Origin of the sequence: Curtobacterium sp. L6-1 (assembly GCF_018885305.1) — a bacterium.
Taxonomy (GTDB): domain Bacteria; phylum Actinomycetota; class Actinomycetes; order Actinomycetales; family Microbacteriaceae; genus Curtobacterium; species Curtobacterium aetherium.
The window spans coordinates 1,413,435-1,427,194 of record NZ_CP076544.1 but is presented as its reverse complement, the minus strand read 5'-3'; the positions used below and the strand labels follow the sequence as shown (position 1 = coordinate 1,427,194).

At 72.2% G+C, this 13,760-nt stretch carries 11 protein-coding genes; 9 read left to right on the top strand and 2 right to left on the bottom strand.

Annotated features, from left to right (window positions below; translation table 11 throughout):
* Positions 1-80: 80 nt before the first annotated feature.
* The gene (locus KM842_RS06575) at positions 81-1,985 is read right to left on the bottom strand and encodes a glycoside hydrolase family 15 protein (protein WP_301183818.1); all 1,905 of its coding nucleotides are present in this window, start codon (positions 1,983-1,985) and stop codon (positions 81-83) included.
* Between the two features lie 106 nt (positions 1,986-2,091).
* Positions 2,092-3,249 carry an App1 family protein phosphatidate phosphatase gene (locus tag KM842_RS06570; protein ID WP_216261659.1) on the bottom strand — a complete coding sequence of 386 codons (1,158 nt, stop codon included), beginning with the start codon at positions 3,247-3,249 and terminating at the stop codon, positions 2,092-2,094.
* Between the two features lie 140 nt (positions 3,250-3,389).
* On the opposite strand from KM842_RS06570, the gene KM842_RS06565 reads away from it, so the two are divergent.
* The 9 genes from KM842_RS06565 to cydC all read left to right on the top strand — a co-directional run bounded on the left by KM842_RS06565 (position 3,390) and on the right by cydC (position 13,730).
* On the top strand, positions 3,390-4,040 hold the full coding sequence (locus tag KM842_RS06565; protein WP_216261658.1) for a TetR/AcrR family transcriptional regulator: 651 nt from the start codon (positions 3,390-3,392) through the stop codon (positions 4,038-4,040).
* Between the two features lie 212 nt (positions 4,041-4,252).
* Complete coding sequence (locus KM842_RS06560; RefSeq protein WP_216261657.1) at positions 4,253-5,161, top strand: ABC transporter ATP-binding protein; 909 nt, start codon at positions 4,253-4,255, stop codon at positions 5,159-5,161.
* On the top strand, positions 5,158-5,874 hold the full coding sequence (locus KM842_RS06555; protein WP_216261656.1) for an ABC transporter permease: 717 nt from the start codon (positions 5,158-5,160) through the stop codon (positions 5,872-5,874). Before KM842_RS06560 ends, KM842_RS06555 begins: the two co-directional genes overlap by 4 nt.
* On the top strand, positions 5,871-6,599 hold the full coding sequence (locus KM842_RS06550; RefSeq protein WP_216261655.1) for an ABC transporter permease: 729 nt from the start codon (positions 5,871-5,873) through the stop codon (positions 6,597-6,599). Before KM842_RS06555 ends, KM842_RS06550 begins: the two co-directional genes overlap by 4 nt.
* Positions 6,596-7,519: an ABC transporter substrate-binding protein gene (locus KM842_RS06545; RefSeq protein WP_216261654.1), complete on the top strand. Its 924-nt coding sequence runs from the start codon at positions 6,596-6,598 to the stop codon at positions 7,517-7,519. The genes KM842_RS06550 and KM842_RS06545 overlap by 4 nt, the downstream gene beginning before the upstream one ends.
* A gap of 303 nt (positions 7,520-7,822) precedes the next feature.
* Positions 7,823-9,235 carry a cytochrome ubiquinol oxidase subunit I gene (locus KM842_RS06540; protein ID WP_216261653.1) on the top strand — a complete coding sequence of 471 codons (1,413 nt, stop codon included), beginning with the start codon at positions 7,823-7,825 and terminating at the stop codon, positions 9,233-9,235.
* 1 nt (position 9,236) lies between these two features.
* Positions 9,237-10,241, top strand: a complete 1,005-nt coding sequence (gene cydB, locus KM842_RS06535) for a cytochrome d ubiquinol oxidase subunit II (RefSeq protein ID WP_216261652.1) — start codon at positions 9,237-9,239, stop codon at positions 10,239-10,241.
* A gap of 13 nt (positions 10,242-10,254) precedes the next feature.
* Positions 10,255-12,030, top strand: coding sequence for a thiol reductant ABC exporter subunit CydD (cydD, locus tag KM842_RS06530; protein WP_216261651.1), 1,776 nt, complete (start codon positions 10,255-10,257; stop codon positions 12,028-12,030).
* Complete coding sequence (gene cydC, locus KM842_RS06525; RefSeq protein WP_216261650.1) at positions 12,027-13,730, top strand: thiol reductant ABC exporter subunit CydC; 1,704 nt, start codon at positions 12,027-12,029, stop codon at positions 13,728-13,730. Before cydD ends, cydC begins: the two co-directional genes overlap by 4 nt.
* Positions 13,731-13,760 lie beyond the last annotated feature (30 nt).

Below are 13,760 nucleotides of genomic sequence, written 5' to 3'. Positions count from 1 at the left end.
AGGCCCGGTGCCAGCTGGCACCGGGCCTCCCGTCGTCCGTGTGGCGGGGCGGAACGGGGCTGTGCGGGGCGGAACGGCGCTCAGGCGGGCCGGCCCGCCCGCTCGCCAGCTCCCGACACGCTCGCGGTCCCACCGCCGTGTCGTGGCGACCGGGTCCGGTGGCCGGCGGCCGCGCCCTGCGCCCGGGCGATCGCGTCCGCCGCGGTGACGAGCGTCAGGTGCGACAGGGCCTGCGGGGTGTTGCCGACCTGGTGGCCGGTGGCGACGTCGACCTCCTCGGACAGCATGCCGAGGTCGTTCGCGTAGCCGACGAGCACGTCCATGAGCCGTTCGGCGTCCGCCAGGCGTCCGGAGCCGGCGTACTGCTCGACGAGCCAGAACGAGCACGCCAGGAACGGGTGCTCCGCGCCGCGCAGGCCGTCGAAGCCCGACGAGGTCCGGTAGCGGAGGACGAGGCCGTCGTCGCCGACGCGCAGGTCCTCCTCGACGGCGGCGACCGTGCCGAGCATCCGTGGGTCGTCGGGCCGGCAGTACCCGATCTGCGGCAGGACGAGCAGGCTGGCGTCGACCTCGTCGGTGTCGTAGTGCTGGCGGTACGACCCGCGCTCGGCGTTCCAGCCGTGCTCCTCGATCTCGGCGCGGACCCTGTCGCGCAGGGTGCGCCACCGCTCGACCGGACCCTCGAGTCCGAACTCCTCGCAGGCGGCGACCCCGCGGTCGAAGGCCGCCCAGATCATCGCGCGCGAGTGGGTGAAGTGCCGGCGCGGGCCCCGCATCTCCCAGATCCCGTTGTCCGGGTCCTGCCAGTGCTCCTCGACGTGGGCGAGCAGGGCGCGCTGCAGCGACCACGAGGCGGCGTTCTCCTCGACCCCGAGCTCGCGGGCGTCGTGCAGCGCGGAGAGCACCTCGCCGAAGACGTCGCCCTGGTACTGCGTGTAGGCGCCGTTGCCGACCCGCACGGGTGTCGAGTCGGCGTAGCCGCGCAGGTGGGGGAGCGTCCGCTCGGGCAGTTCGCGCTCCCCGGCGATGCCGTACATGATCTGCACGTCGTCCGGGTCCCCGGCGATCGCGCGGAGCAGCCAGCCGCGCCAGTCCGCCGCCTCGTCGCGGTACCCGTGGGCGATGAGCGAGGCGAGCGCCATCGACGCGTCGCGCAGCCAGACGAAGCGGTAGTCCCAGTTGCGTTCGCCGCCCGGGTCCTCCGGGAGGCTCGTGGTCGCGGCCGCCACGACGCCGCCGGTCTCCGCGTGGGTCATGGCGCGCAGGTACATGAGGGACTGCCGGACGACCGGCGCGTACTTCCCCTCGGCGCGGGTCCGGGAGGTCCAGTCGTGCCACCAGTCACGGGTGCGGTGCAGCGCCACGTCGACGTCGAACGGCTCCGGCGGTTCCCGGTGCGACGGGTACCAGGTGAGCGTCGTGTCCAGGACGTCGCCGTCGGCGATGGTCGTGGTGGCGGCGTGCCGGTGGTCGTCGGCCCGGAACCGCGGGCCGCGGACGACGACGGCGTCGGGACCGGCGGTGGCGACGAGCACGGGGTCGTCGTCGTCGCCGACCTGCCGGATCCAGGGCAGGACGTCGCCGTACCCGAACCGGATGCGGAGGACCTGCTGCAGCTCCACGGTCCCGGTGAGGCCGCGGACACGCCGGACGATGGTCGCCCGGTGCGCCTCGACGGGCATGAAGTCGGTGACCTCGACGACGCCGGTCGCGGTCGTCCACACGGTGGAGAGGACGAGCGAGTCGCCGTCGTGCCGTCGGACCGAGGTGGCGTCGGGGTCGGTCGGGCGGAGCGACCAGTGGCCGTCGTGCTCGTCGCCGAGGAGTGCGGCGAAGGTCGAGGCGCTGTCGAACCGGGGCAGGCACGCCCAGTCGACGTCGCCGTCACGGGTGACGAGTGCGGCGGTGTGGCAGTCCCCGATGAGGGCGTGGTCCTCGATGCGCTGGTCCATGGCCCGATCGAACCACCCGGACCCCGTGTCCACCTGCGCTGAGGGTGCGTTCAGATCACACCCGGCAGTGCCTCGGGCGGTGCGATTCGCCGACGGCCGACGGCCGACGGCCGACGGCCGACGGCCGACAACTGACGCCTCAGTCGACCTCGGCGATCCCGACCCGGCCGAGCTCGGTCCAGAGACCGGCACCGTCGGGGGCGTAGACCCACGGCTTCGTCGAGTCACGGGTGCGTTCCTGCGCGCGCGACCGCCCGCCGGCGAGCACGGCCTCGCTCGTCGACAGCTGCCGGATCGCCACCGCGGCGACGTTGTCCGGGTGCTCCCGCACGAACTCGCCGTACAGCTGCTCGTCGTGCTGGCCGTCGTCGCCGACCAGGAGCCACTGGATGTCCGGGAAGTCGCGGGCCAGGCGCCGCAGGTTGTCCTGCTTGTGCTGCTGTCCGCTCCGGAAGAACCGGTCGTGCGTGGGGCCCCAGTCGGTGAGCAGGAGCGTGCCGGACGGGTACATGTTCCGGGTCAGGAAGCGCTGCAGGGTCGGGGCGACGTTCCACGCGCCGGTCGACAGGTACACGGTCGGCGCGCCCGGGTGCTGCGCGAGGACGCGTTCGTACAGCACCGACATGCCGGGGACCGGACGCCGCGCGTGCTCGGTCAGCACGAAGGAGTTCCACGCCGCCAGCATCGGGCGGGGGAGGCTCGTCACCATCACGGTGTCGTCGATGTCGGAGAGCAGACCGAAGCGGGTGTCCGGGTGCACCACGAAGACGTCGGCGTCGACGTCGCGCATGCCCCCGGCGGACAGGCGGATCGTCTGCCACCCGGGCTCGAGGTCGATCGGGACGATGGTGTCCACGACGCCGCCGCGGTCGCTCGTGACGGTGTGCGTCGAGCCGCCGGCCGTGATCGTCACCTCGGCGTGGTCGACCGCCACGCTCGTGAAGCTGCGCCACCCGCGGACGCCGGAGTACGAGACGTCGGAGGCCAGGCCGCGGCGGGTGAGCAGGACCCGGCAGAGCACCCGGACCCAGCCCGGCGCGCCGTAGCCTGTGTAGGGGATCACGGTGGGCACCTGGCCGCGGCGACGGGCACGCTGCTCGCGGAACTCCTGCACGGAGTCCTCGATGCGGGCCGCCCGGTGCAGGATCGGCTCGGGGATCGCGGTCTCCCACTGCTGGATGCCCCACGGAGCCTGCTCACGGCGGTCGTGCTCGCGTTCGACGGACCGGGCGTCGCGCTGTGGTGCGGGTGTTGTCTCCCGGGGCGCGGCAGGGTCCGGAGGCGTCGTCTCGGGCATCCGGTCATCATCCCACGCGGGGGTGTCCAGAACCCGGGTCGCCGCCCGACACCCCGGGAATCGCAGCCAAGACCAAGGCGGTCTCTGGGAGAGTTGCGGTCTCAGTCATCAGCCCGCGGTCACCGCGAGAAGGAGAAGACGTGCTCGTCACCGAGGTTTCGAACGCACTGCCGGGGGGATCACCACTGCTCAGGAACGAGCCGGTCCAGGCCCGCAGCTCGGCGCGCCTCGCGGGTCTGCTCGACGCCGCCGCCGCGGTCATCGACGAGATCGGCTTCGAGCGGCTCACGACGGCCATGGTCGCGGAGCGAGCCGGTGCGTCGATCGGCACGGTCTACCGGTACTTCCCGGACCGCATCGCCGTCGTCGAGGCCCTGGCGATCCGCTGCACCCAGCGCCTGGCCTCCCGCTTCCTCGAGGCGATCGACGCCTCCGGCGCCACCACCTGGCAGGAGGGCTGTGACGCCCTGGTCGAGATGACCGCCGAGATGTACCGCACGGAGCCCGGCTTCCGGGCCATCCGGTTCGCGGACATCGACGTCGCCGCCGCCGGTGACGAGGACGCCGACCGACTCGCCGCGCTCGGCGGGGCCGTCGGCACCGTCATGCACGAGCGCTTCGGCATCCCGCAGACCGAGGCCCTCAGCCGGGCCTGGGTCGTGCTCGCCGAATCGGCACACGCCGTCCTCGCGCGCGCCCACGTCGACCGCGAGCACCCGGACGAGGCGCTCATCGAGGCGTACCGCGCGATGAGCCGGCCGTACCTGGAGTCGGTGATCCGGGCCTCCTGACCGGTCCCGCCGGCGGGACCACCCGCCGCACCCATCCGACACGCCCGCTCCTCCGAACGGAGGGGCGGGCGTTCGTCGTCCCGCACGTGTCCACCGTGCGCGGGAACGGCCCCGATGTCCGCAAGGCGACATGCGCCGACACGATGGAACCGCTAGGGCCCAGGACCGGTACTGTCGTCCGGAGTCGGGCTACCTCCACAAGAAGGGCACCCATGATCGAGTTCCGCTCGGTGCGCAAGACCTATCCGGACGGCACGACCGCCGTCGAGTCGTTCGACCTCGTGATCCCTTCGCGGACCACGACGGTGTTCGTCGGTTCGAGCGGATGCGGCAAGACCACCCTGCTGCGGATGATCAACCGGATGATCGACCCCACCGCCGGGTCCGTCCAGATCGACGGCGAGGACATCGCCGGCGTCGACCCCGTGCAGCTCCGTCGCCGGATCGGCTACGTGATGCAGAACGCCGGGTTGCTGCCGCACCGCAAGGTCGCCGACAACATCGCGACCGTGCCGCTCCTGACCGGCGTGCCCAAGGCCGAGGCGCGGAAGCGTGCGCTCGCCCTGATGGACACCGTCGGGCTCGACCGGTCCCTGGCCGACCGCTACCCGTCGCAGCTGTCCGGTGGGCAGCAGCAGCGTGTCGGTGTCGCGCGCGGCCTCGCCGTCGACCCGAACGTCCTGCTCATGGACGAGCCGTTCGGCGCCGTCGACCCGCTGGTCCGCAACGACCTGCAGGACGAGCTGATCCGGCTGCAGCGCGAGCTCGGCAAGACGGTCGTGTTCGTCACGCACGACATCGACGAGGCGTTCAAGCTCGGCGACCAGGTCGTCATCCTCAAGAAGGGCGGCGAGATCGCCCAGCTCGGCACGCCCGCCGAGATCCTCTCCGAGCCCGCCGACGACTTCGTCGCGAACTTCATCGGCGCCGGGCGTGGTCGCCGGGCACTGCGGGTCGAGCAGACCCCGACCGGACCCATCGTCGTGGACGGGGACGGCCGCGCCGCCGGCGTCCTGACCGGTCCCGTGGGCGTCGTCGACGCTGCTGCCGCTGTCCGCTCCGAGGCCGGGACGCCCACGGGCGCCCCGGGTGCTGCGGCGCAGGGTGGGAGCACCCGGTGAAGTGGGTGCTGTCGAACCTCGACACGATCGGGGACGACACGGTGGCGCACCTCGCGGTCGCGATCCCGCCGATCATCATCAGTTTCCTGCTCTCGATCCCGATCGGCTGGCTCGTCGTCCGACTCCGGCGTCCCGGTGCCGGCCGCTTCAGCACCGGTGTCGGCGGCGGCGTCGTGACGGTCGCCGGGCTGCTCTACGCCATCCCGTCCCTGCCGCTCTTCATCGCCCTGCCCGGGCTCATCGGCACCGGGCTGCAGGACCCCGTCAACGTCGTCATCGGCCTGACGCTCTACGGGCTCGCGCTCATGGTGCGGTCCACCGTCGACGGCCTCGGCTCGGTCGACGCAGCCACCACCTCGGCGGCCACCGCGATGGGCTACTCGGGCGCCCAGCGGTTCTTCCGCGTCGACCTGCCGCTGGCCGGTCCGGTCCTGCTCGCCGGGCTCCGGGTCGTGTCCGTGTCGACCATCTCGCTCACCACGGTCGGCGCGGTGCTCGGCATCCGGAGCCTCGGGTCGCTCTTCACCGACGGCATCGGGCGCACCATCCCGGAGGAGATCGTCGCGGGCATCGTCATGGTCCTGGTCCTGGCGTTCGCGATCGACGGGCTCCTCGTGCTGCTCGGTCGGCTCGTGATGCCGTGGACGCGGCGGTCGGCACCGTCGAGGCGCGCCGCCCGGCGCGTCCTGCAGGCAGCGGAGGCCACGTCGTGATCATCGGACAGGCCTTCGCGTGGGTCCTCGACCCCGCCAACCACACCGGCCCGAACGGTATCCCGGTCCGCCTCTGGGAGCACGTCTGGATCTCGTTGCTCGCCGTCGCCATCGCCTCGGTGGTCGCGGTCCCGATCGGGTACCTCATCGGTCACACCGGCAAGGCCCGCGGTGTCGCGATCGCGCTGTCCGGCGGGATCCGCGCACTGCCGACCCTCGGCGTGCTGACGCTGTTCGGCCTCATGCTCGGCGTGAACCTGCAGGCGCCGCTGCTCGCGCTCGTCATCCTCGCCGTGCCGTCCGTGCTCGCCGGGGCCTACGCGGGCATCGAGTCCGTCGAGCCCGTGACGGTCGACGCCGCCCGGGCACAGGGCATGACCGAGTGGCAGATCCTGACCAGGGTCGAGATCCCGCTCGGCCTCCCGCTGCTCGTCGGCGGTGTCCGCGCCGCCGTCCTGCAGGTCGTCGCCACCGCCACCCTCGCCGCGTACGTCGGAGCCGGTGGCCTCGGTGGCTACGTGTTCCTCGGGCTCAAGACCCAGGACTACGCCATGATGCTCGGCGCCTCCGTCCTCGTGATCGCCCTCGCGATCGCGTTCGAGATCGTCCTCGCCGTGCTCCAGCGGGCGGTGGTGCCCGCGGGCGTCGCCGACCGTCCGGCACGACGACGCTCGGGATCGCGTGAGCGGCCCCGCACCCCCATCCCGGAAGGAAACCCCTCGTGACCACAGCACCCAAGCTCCGCGCCGGCATCGCCGCCGCGGTCGCCCTGGGCGTCGCAGCCGCACTCGCCGGCTGCTCGTCCAGCAGCCCGCTCGACAGCGGCTCCAGCTCGTCCTCCGACTCGAAGACCATCGTCGTCGGCTCGCAGGCGTACTACTCGAACGAGATCATCGCCGAGCTCTACGCGCAGGTCCTCGAGAAGGACGGCTTCACCGTCAAGCGCAACTACCAGATCGGCCAGCGCGAGGTCTACCTCCCGCAGCTGCAGAAGGGCGCGATCGACGTCATGCCCGAGTACGGCGGCAACCTGCTGCAGTACTACGACAAGGACTCGACCGCGAAGACCGAGGCCGACATCGCGAAGGAGCTCGAGAGCGCCCTGCCGAAGGGCGTCCGCGCGCTCGACGCCGCCGAGGCCACCGACCAGGACAGCTACACCGTCACGAAGGAGTTCTCCGAGAAGAACGACGTGACGAGCCTGGCCGACCTGAAGAACGTCAAGGAGCAGCTCACCGTCGGGGCGAACTCCGAGAACCAGACCCGTCCGTACGGTCCGAAGGGCCTGAAGTCGGTTTACGGCGTCGACGTGCAGTCGAAGGCCATCGAGGACTCCGGCGGAGCGCTCACGGTCAAGGCGCTCAAGGACGGCACGGTGCAGCTCGCCGACATCTACACCGCCGACCCGAGCATCAAGGCCAACGGCTTCGTCACGCTGAAGGACCCGGAGAACCTGATCCTGCCGCAGAACGTCACGCCGATCGTCTCCGACAAGGTGGACGAGAAGGCCGCGGCGGACATCGACAAGGTGAGCAAGGTCCTGACGACCGAGGCGCTCATCGACCTCAACTCGAAGAGCACGGTCGACAAGGAGAAGTCCTCGGATATCGCCGAGGAGTTCCTCAAGGACAAGGGCCTCCTGTAGGTCGCTTCCCACCCCCGGTTCCGCGTGCTGACGCGGGACTCAGGACGACAGGCGTCGGGCATCGAGCCCGGCGCCTGTAGTCGTCTGCGGGGTGATGCAGGGTGACAGATGTTCCGCACGGTTGTGCCGTGCAGAGCGTGTGCACGTTCGTGCAGAGGCGGCCTCTACAACTTGTCGAAGCGGTGTGACGAGCAGTACCGTCGAAGGGTCCCGACGACGTGACGGCAACGAGCAGAACCCCTTCCACAGGAAGCATCTCAACGTGCACGAACAGCGCGCGGCGATCCCGATGGGCCCGGCCGCATGAACGACCTCCTCGATCCGCTCCTCCTGTCGCGGTGGCAGTTCGGTCTGACGACGATCTACCACTTCCTCTTCGTCCCGTTGACGATCGGCATGGCAGTCGTCGTCGCGGTGTTCCAGACGGCGTGGGTCCGCACCGGTCGCGCGCACTACCTGCAGCTCACCCGGTTCTTCGGCCGGATCTTCCTCATCAACTTCGCGATGGGCGTCGTCACGGGCATCGTGCAGGAGTTCCAGTTCGGCATGAACTGGTCGGACTACTCGCGCTTCGTCGGGGACGTCTTCGGCGCACCGCTCGCGCTCGAGGGCATCCTGGCGTTCTTCTTCGAGGCGGCGTTCATCGGCCTCTGGATCTTCGGCTGGGACCGGCTGCCGAAGAAGGTCCACCTGGCGACCATCTGGTGCGTCAGCGCGGGCACGATCATGTCGGCGTACTTCATCATCGCCGCGAACGCCTTCATGCAGCACCCGGTCGGCTACGCCATCAACGAGGCGAAGGGCCGCGCCGAGCTCACCGACATCTGGGCGGTCCTCGGCAACAAGGTCGCCCTCGCCGCCTTCCCGCACACGATCTTCGCCTGCTTCATGGTCGCCGCCGGCGTGATCATCTCGGTCGCCGCGTACCACCTGTCGCGGAACCAGAACCTCGAGACGATGATGCCGGCGCTCAAGTTCGGCCTGTGGACGATGGTCGCCGCCGGGGCGCTCACGGTCCTCACGGGTGACCAGCTCGGCCTGACCATGGTCGACACGCAGCCGATGAAGATGGCCGCGGCCGAGGCGCTGTACAACACCGCCAGCGGCAAGGACGCATCGTTCTCGATCTTCACGCTCGGCACGCCGGACGGGGTCACCGAGCTCTTCTCGATCCGGGTGCCCTACCTGCTGTCCTTCCTCTCCACGCACACGTTCTCCGGCACGGTCGAGGGCATCAACGACCTGCAGGCCCAGTACACGCAGGTGTACGGCCCGGGGGACTACAAGCCGATCATCTGGGTGACCTACTGGTCCTTCCGCTGGATGATCGCTCTCGGCGTCGGAGCCGTCATGGTGTCGCTCGCCGGGCTCTGGCTGACCCGGAAGGGCCGCTTCCCCCAGCAGCGCTGGATCTGGCGCATCGCGATCTGGGCGGTCCCGCTGCCGATGGCCGCGATGATCGTCGGCTGGGTCTTCACCGAGATGGGCCGCCAGCCCTGGCTGGTCTTCGGCCTGCTCAGGACCGCCGACGGCGTGTCCCCGAACGTGACCGGGCTCGAGGTGCTCATCTCGCTGGTCGTGTTCACGCTCATCTACGGATCCCTCGCGGTGGTCGAGTTCCGACTCATCAAGAAGGTCGCCCAGGAGGGCCCGGCCGCCCCGGCCGAGGTCGACGCGGAGACCGGCGAGGTCGAGCACGAAGTGACGGTGTACTGAGATGGACCTGCCCGTTCTCTGGTTCGCGATCGTCGGGGCGTTCTTCGTCGGGTACTTCGTGCTCGACGGGTTCGACTTCGGGGTCGGGATGTCGCTGCCGTTCCTCGGCAAGGACGACACCGACCGCCGCGTCCTGATCAACACCATCGGCCCGGTCTGGGACCTCAACGAGACCTGGGTCATCGTCGCCGGCGCCTGCCTGTTCGCGGCCTTCCCGGAGTGGTACGCGACGATGTTCTCCGGCTTCTACCTGGCGCTGCTGCTCATCCTCGCGGCGCTCATCGCCCGGGGGGTGTCGTTCGAGTACCGCCACCAGGGCAAGCACCCGGCCTGGCGGCGTCGCTTCGACCTCATGATCGTGGTCGGCAGCGCCGTGCCGTCCTTCCTCTGGGGCGTCGCGTTCGGCAACGTCGTCCGGGGCATCCCGATGGACGCCGGGCACAACTACACGGGCACGCTCCTCGACCTGCTCAACCCCTTCGCACTGCTCACCGGCGTGACCACCCTCCTGGTGTTCTTCACGCACGGGGTCGTCTTCGTGGCACTGAAGACCGAGGGGGAGATGCGTGAGCGGGCGATCGCGCTGGCGAAGCGGGCGGGGGTCCTGACGATCGTCGTCGGTGCCGTGTTCCTCGGCGCGATGGCACTGGTCCGCTCCACGCCGACGTCGCTCGTGCTCTCCGTGGTCGCCGCCGTCGCGCTCGTCGTCGCCGTGCTGTGCGCGGCCCGCGGTCGCGAGGGCCGCGCCTTCACCCTCATGGCGATCACGATCGCGGCGGTCGTCCTGGCGATGTTCACCGCGGTGTTCCCGGACGTCATGCCCGCCACGAACGACCCGGCGAACAGCCTGACCGTCGCCAACGCCTCGTCCGGCAGCTACACGCTGACCGTGATGAGCTGGGTCGCGGTGGTCTTCATCCCGCTCGTGCTCGCCTACCAGGCGTGGACGTACTGGGTCTTCCGCAAGCGGGTCTCGCGCGCCACCGTCGCGCAGGCCGCGCACTGAGCCGGAGCGACACGTGAAACCGCTCGACCCCCGTCTGCTCCGCCTGTCGAGGACGGCGCGCGGCTTCGTCCTCGCCGCCGCCGGCACGGGCGCGGTGCGGACGGTCGCGACCATCGGCATCGCCTGGGGCATCGCCGCTGCGGTGACCCAGGTGGTGGACGCGGTGCGTGCCGGCGCGGTCCCGGCGACGTTCCCGGGCACCCTGCTCCTGCTCGGTGCGGCGTTCGTGCTCCGTGCGGCCGCGGCCTGGTCGACGGACGACCTCGCCGCCCGCGCCGGGGCCCGCGTGAAGAGCGAACTCCGTGCCACCGTGCTCCGGCGCGCGGCCGACCGGGGCCCCGGGTGGCTCGCCGGTCGGTCGAGCGCCGGTTTCGCCACGACGCTCGGCCCGGGTCTCGACGCCCTCGACGCGTACTTCGGCCGGTACCTGCCGCAGTTGGCGCTCACCGCCGTCGCGACCCCGGTCCTGCTCGTCGCGATCGCCCTCGGCGACCTCACCAGCGCCGTCGTCATCGTCTGCGCGATGCCGGTCATCCCGGTCTTCATGGTCCTCATCGGCCTGGCCACGCAGTCCCTGCAGCGGCGTCAGGCCGACGCCCTCGCGCGCCTCGGCGGGGCGTTCACCGAGGCCGTCGAGGGGCTGGCGACGCTCAAGGTGTTCGGCCGCGCCCGTCGTCAGGTCGGCCGGATCGGTGCCGTGACCGACGCGTACCGTCGCGGCACGATCGGGGTGCTGCGGCTGTCGTTCGTCAGCGGCTTCGCACTCGAGCTCGCCGCGAGCCTGTCCGTCGCCCTGGTCGCGGTGTCCATCGGCATCCGGCTCGTCGACGGGTCCCTCGGCCTCGGGGCCGCGATGTTCGTGCTCGTGCTCGCACCGGAGGCGTTCGCCCCGCTCCGGCAGGTCGGTGCGGACTTCCACGCGGCCCAGGACGGGGTGGAGGCGTCGCAGGCGGTCCTCGACGTGCTCGACGACACCAGGACTGCCGAGGCTGACACCGACGGGCTGGCCGCCGCCGCACCCGGTCCCGCCGCAGCCGGTACAGCCACAGCCGGCACCGCCCCAGCCGGTACAGCCACAGCCGGCACCGCCCCAGCCGGCACCGTCGCATCCGACACCGCCCCGGCGGGCGCCGAGGCGTCGTCGGCGCTCGTGCTCCGCGGCCTGACGGTCCGCCGCCCCGACGTGGTGGTCGGCCCCGTCGACCTGCACGCCCCGGCCGGCACCGTGGTCGCCCTGGCGGGTCCGAGCGGGTCCGGCAAGTCGAGTCTCCTCGCCGCCCTCCGCGGTGCCCTCGCCGCCGAGGGGTCGGTCACCGTCCCCGGTCCCGCCGGCGCGACCGTCGCCGACCGCACGACCTGGGTCGACCAGCGGCCGCGGCTCGTCCGCGGCTCCGTCGCCGAGAACGTCGCCCTCGCCGCCGACCCGGACGACGACCGCGTCCGTTCCGCCCTGCGTGCGGTGGGGCTGGCACTCGACCCGGGCCTCCCGGTCGGCTCCGGCGGGTCCGGCCTGTCCGGCGGCCAGGCGCAGCGCGTCGCCGTCGCGCGCGGTCTGTACCGGGCTGCCGCGCGCCGCACACCGCTCGTCCTGCTCGACGAGCCGACCTCCGCGCTCGACGCGGAGTCCGAGGCGGACGTCATCGCGGCCGTCCGACGGCTCGCCGCCGACGGCGCCGTCGTGGTCGTCGCGAGCCACCGTCCCGCGGTCGTGGCCGCCGCCGACCTCGTCGCGACGATCGACCCGTCGGGTTCCGTCGCCGTCCGGTCCGCACGGGCGGTGCACGCATGAGCGCGACCCGCCCAGGCCGGGAGGCCCGCGACCGCTCCGTCCTCCGGCTCGCCATGCCCCGTGGTCGCGGTTGGACGAAGGCCGTCGTCGCCGGCGTGCTCACCGCGCTCTGCGGGGTCGCGCTGCTCGCGGCCAGCGGCTACCTCATCACCCGGGCCGCGGAGCACCCGCCGATCCTCTACCTGACGCTCGTGATGGTCGGCGTGCGGGCCTTCGCGCTCGGCCGCGCCGTGTTCCGCTACGTGGACCGCCTGGCCGGCCACGACGCCTCGTTCCGACAGCTCGCCGTCGTCCGGACCGAGACGTACCGGCGGCTGGCGTCCGTCGCGCCGGCGGGCCTCGGCTCGACCGGCCGGGGTGACCTGATGACCCGCCTGGTCACCGACACCGACCGGCTGCAGGACCTGCCGATCCGCGTGGTCGGGCCGCTCGTGTCCGCGGGGGTCACCGCGCTGCTGTCCGTGGTCGCCGTCGCGGTCGTCTCGCAGCCGGCCGCGCTCGTGCTGGTCCTGGCGCTCGGGGTGGCCGCGCTCGTCGGGACCGTCGTGACGAGTGCGGTGGCGACCCGGTCCGACCGCGAGACGGCCGCCGACCGCGGGCACGTCGCCGACCTGGTCCTCGACACCGTGCGGACGCTCGACGTCTTCGCCGCCTACGGCACCCTCGACGACCGGCTGACGCACATCGCCCGACTCGACGACCGGGTGACCCGAGCGGTGCGGCGGCGCGGGGCGGTCGAGTCGTTGGTCGGCGCCCTCGTCGGACTCGTCGGCGGGGCCGCGGTGATCGGTGTGCTCGCCGTCGGTGCACCCGCGGTCGTGACCGGCAGCCTCGACGGGCCGCTCTGGGCGCTCGCGGTCTTCGTGCCGCTCGCCCTGTTCGAGGTCGTCGGGAGCGTCCCGCTGGCGGTCCTCACCCTCCGCCGGGTGCGTGCCGCCGCCGAGCGGGTCGAGCGGGTCGTCCCCGCCGAGCTGCCCGCCGGCCTGGTCCCCGAACCCGAGCAGCCGGCGTCGGACGAGGAGCTGGCGGCGCCGCCGGCGGTGGCCCTGCGGGTGCGCGACCTCTCCGTACGGTGGCCCGGTGCCGCGACACCCGCGGTCGACGGGGTCTCGTTCGACCTCACCCCGGGCGAGGTCGTCGTGCTCCGCGGCCCGAGCGGCGCCGGCAAGTCGACCCTCGTGGACGCCCTCGTCCGGTTCGTCGACCACACCGGCAGCTACACGCTGGACGGCGTGGAGGCGCGCGAGCTGCACCCGGACGCCGTCCGCGCCCGCGTCGGTCTCATCGAGCAGGACCCGTTCGTCTTCGACCAGTCCGTGCGGCAGAACCTGCTGTTCGCCCGGGACACCGCCACCGACGCGGACCTGCTCGCGGTGCTCGACCGGGTCGGCCTCGGCGAGTGGGTCGCCCGACGCGGCGGACTCGATGCCGACGTGGGGGAGCGCGGGTCCCTGGTGTCCGGAGGGCAGGCGCACCGCCTGGCCCTGGCGCGGGCGCTCCTGCACGCGTTCCCGGTCCTCGTGCTCGACGAGCCGACCGCCGACGTCGACCCGGACCTCGGTGACGACGTGCTCCGCGACCTCGTCACGACGGCCCGCGCAGCGGGGCGGACGCTTTTCGTCGTCTCGCACGTCCCGGTGCCGGACGACCTGGTCGACCGGACCCTGCGGATGGCGGACGGACGCCTGCTCGCGCCGTGAGCCGACGCGGGGACGCAGGAGGAGCCTCCC

Coding starts and splice junctions, on each gene's coding strand:
- KM842_RS06570 (WP_216261659.1), bottom strand. CDS start 3,249: ATGCCCGAGACGACGCCTCCGGACCCTGCCGCGCCCCGGGAGACAACA.
- KM842_RS06560 (WP_216261657.1), top strand. CDS start 4,253: ATGATCGAGTTCCGCTCGGTGCGCAAGACCTATCCGGACGGCACGACC.
- KM842_RS06540 (WP_216261653.1), top strand. CDS start 7,823: ATGAACGACCTCCTCGATCCGCTCCTCCTGTCGCGGTGGCAGTTCGGT.
- cydB (WP_216261652.1), top strand. CDS start 9,237: ATGGACCTGCCCGTTCTCTGGTTCGCGATCGTCGGGGCGTTCTTCGTC.
- cydC (WP_216261650.1), top strand. CDS start 12,027: ATGAGCGCGACCCGCCCAGGCCGGGAGGCCCGCGACCGCTCCGTCCTC.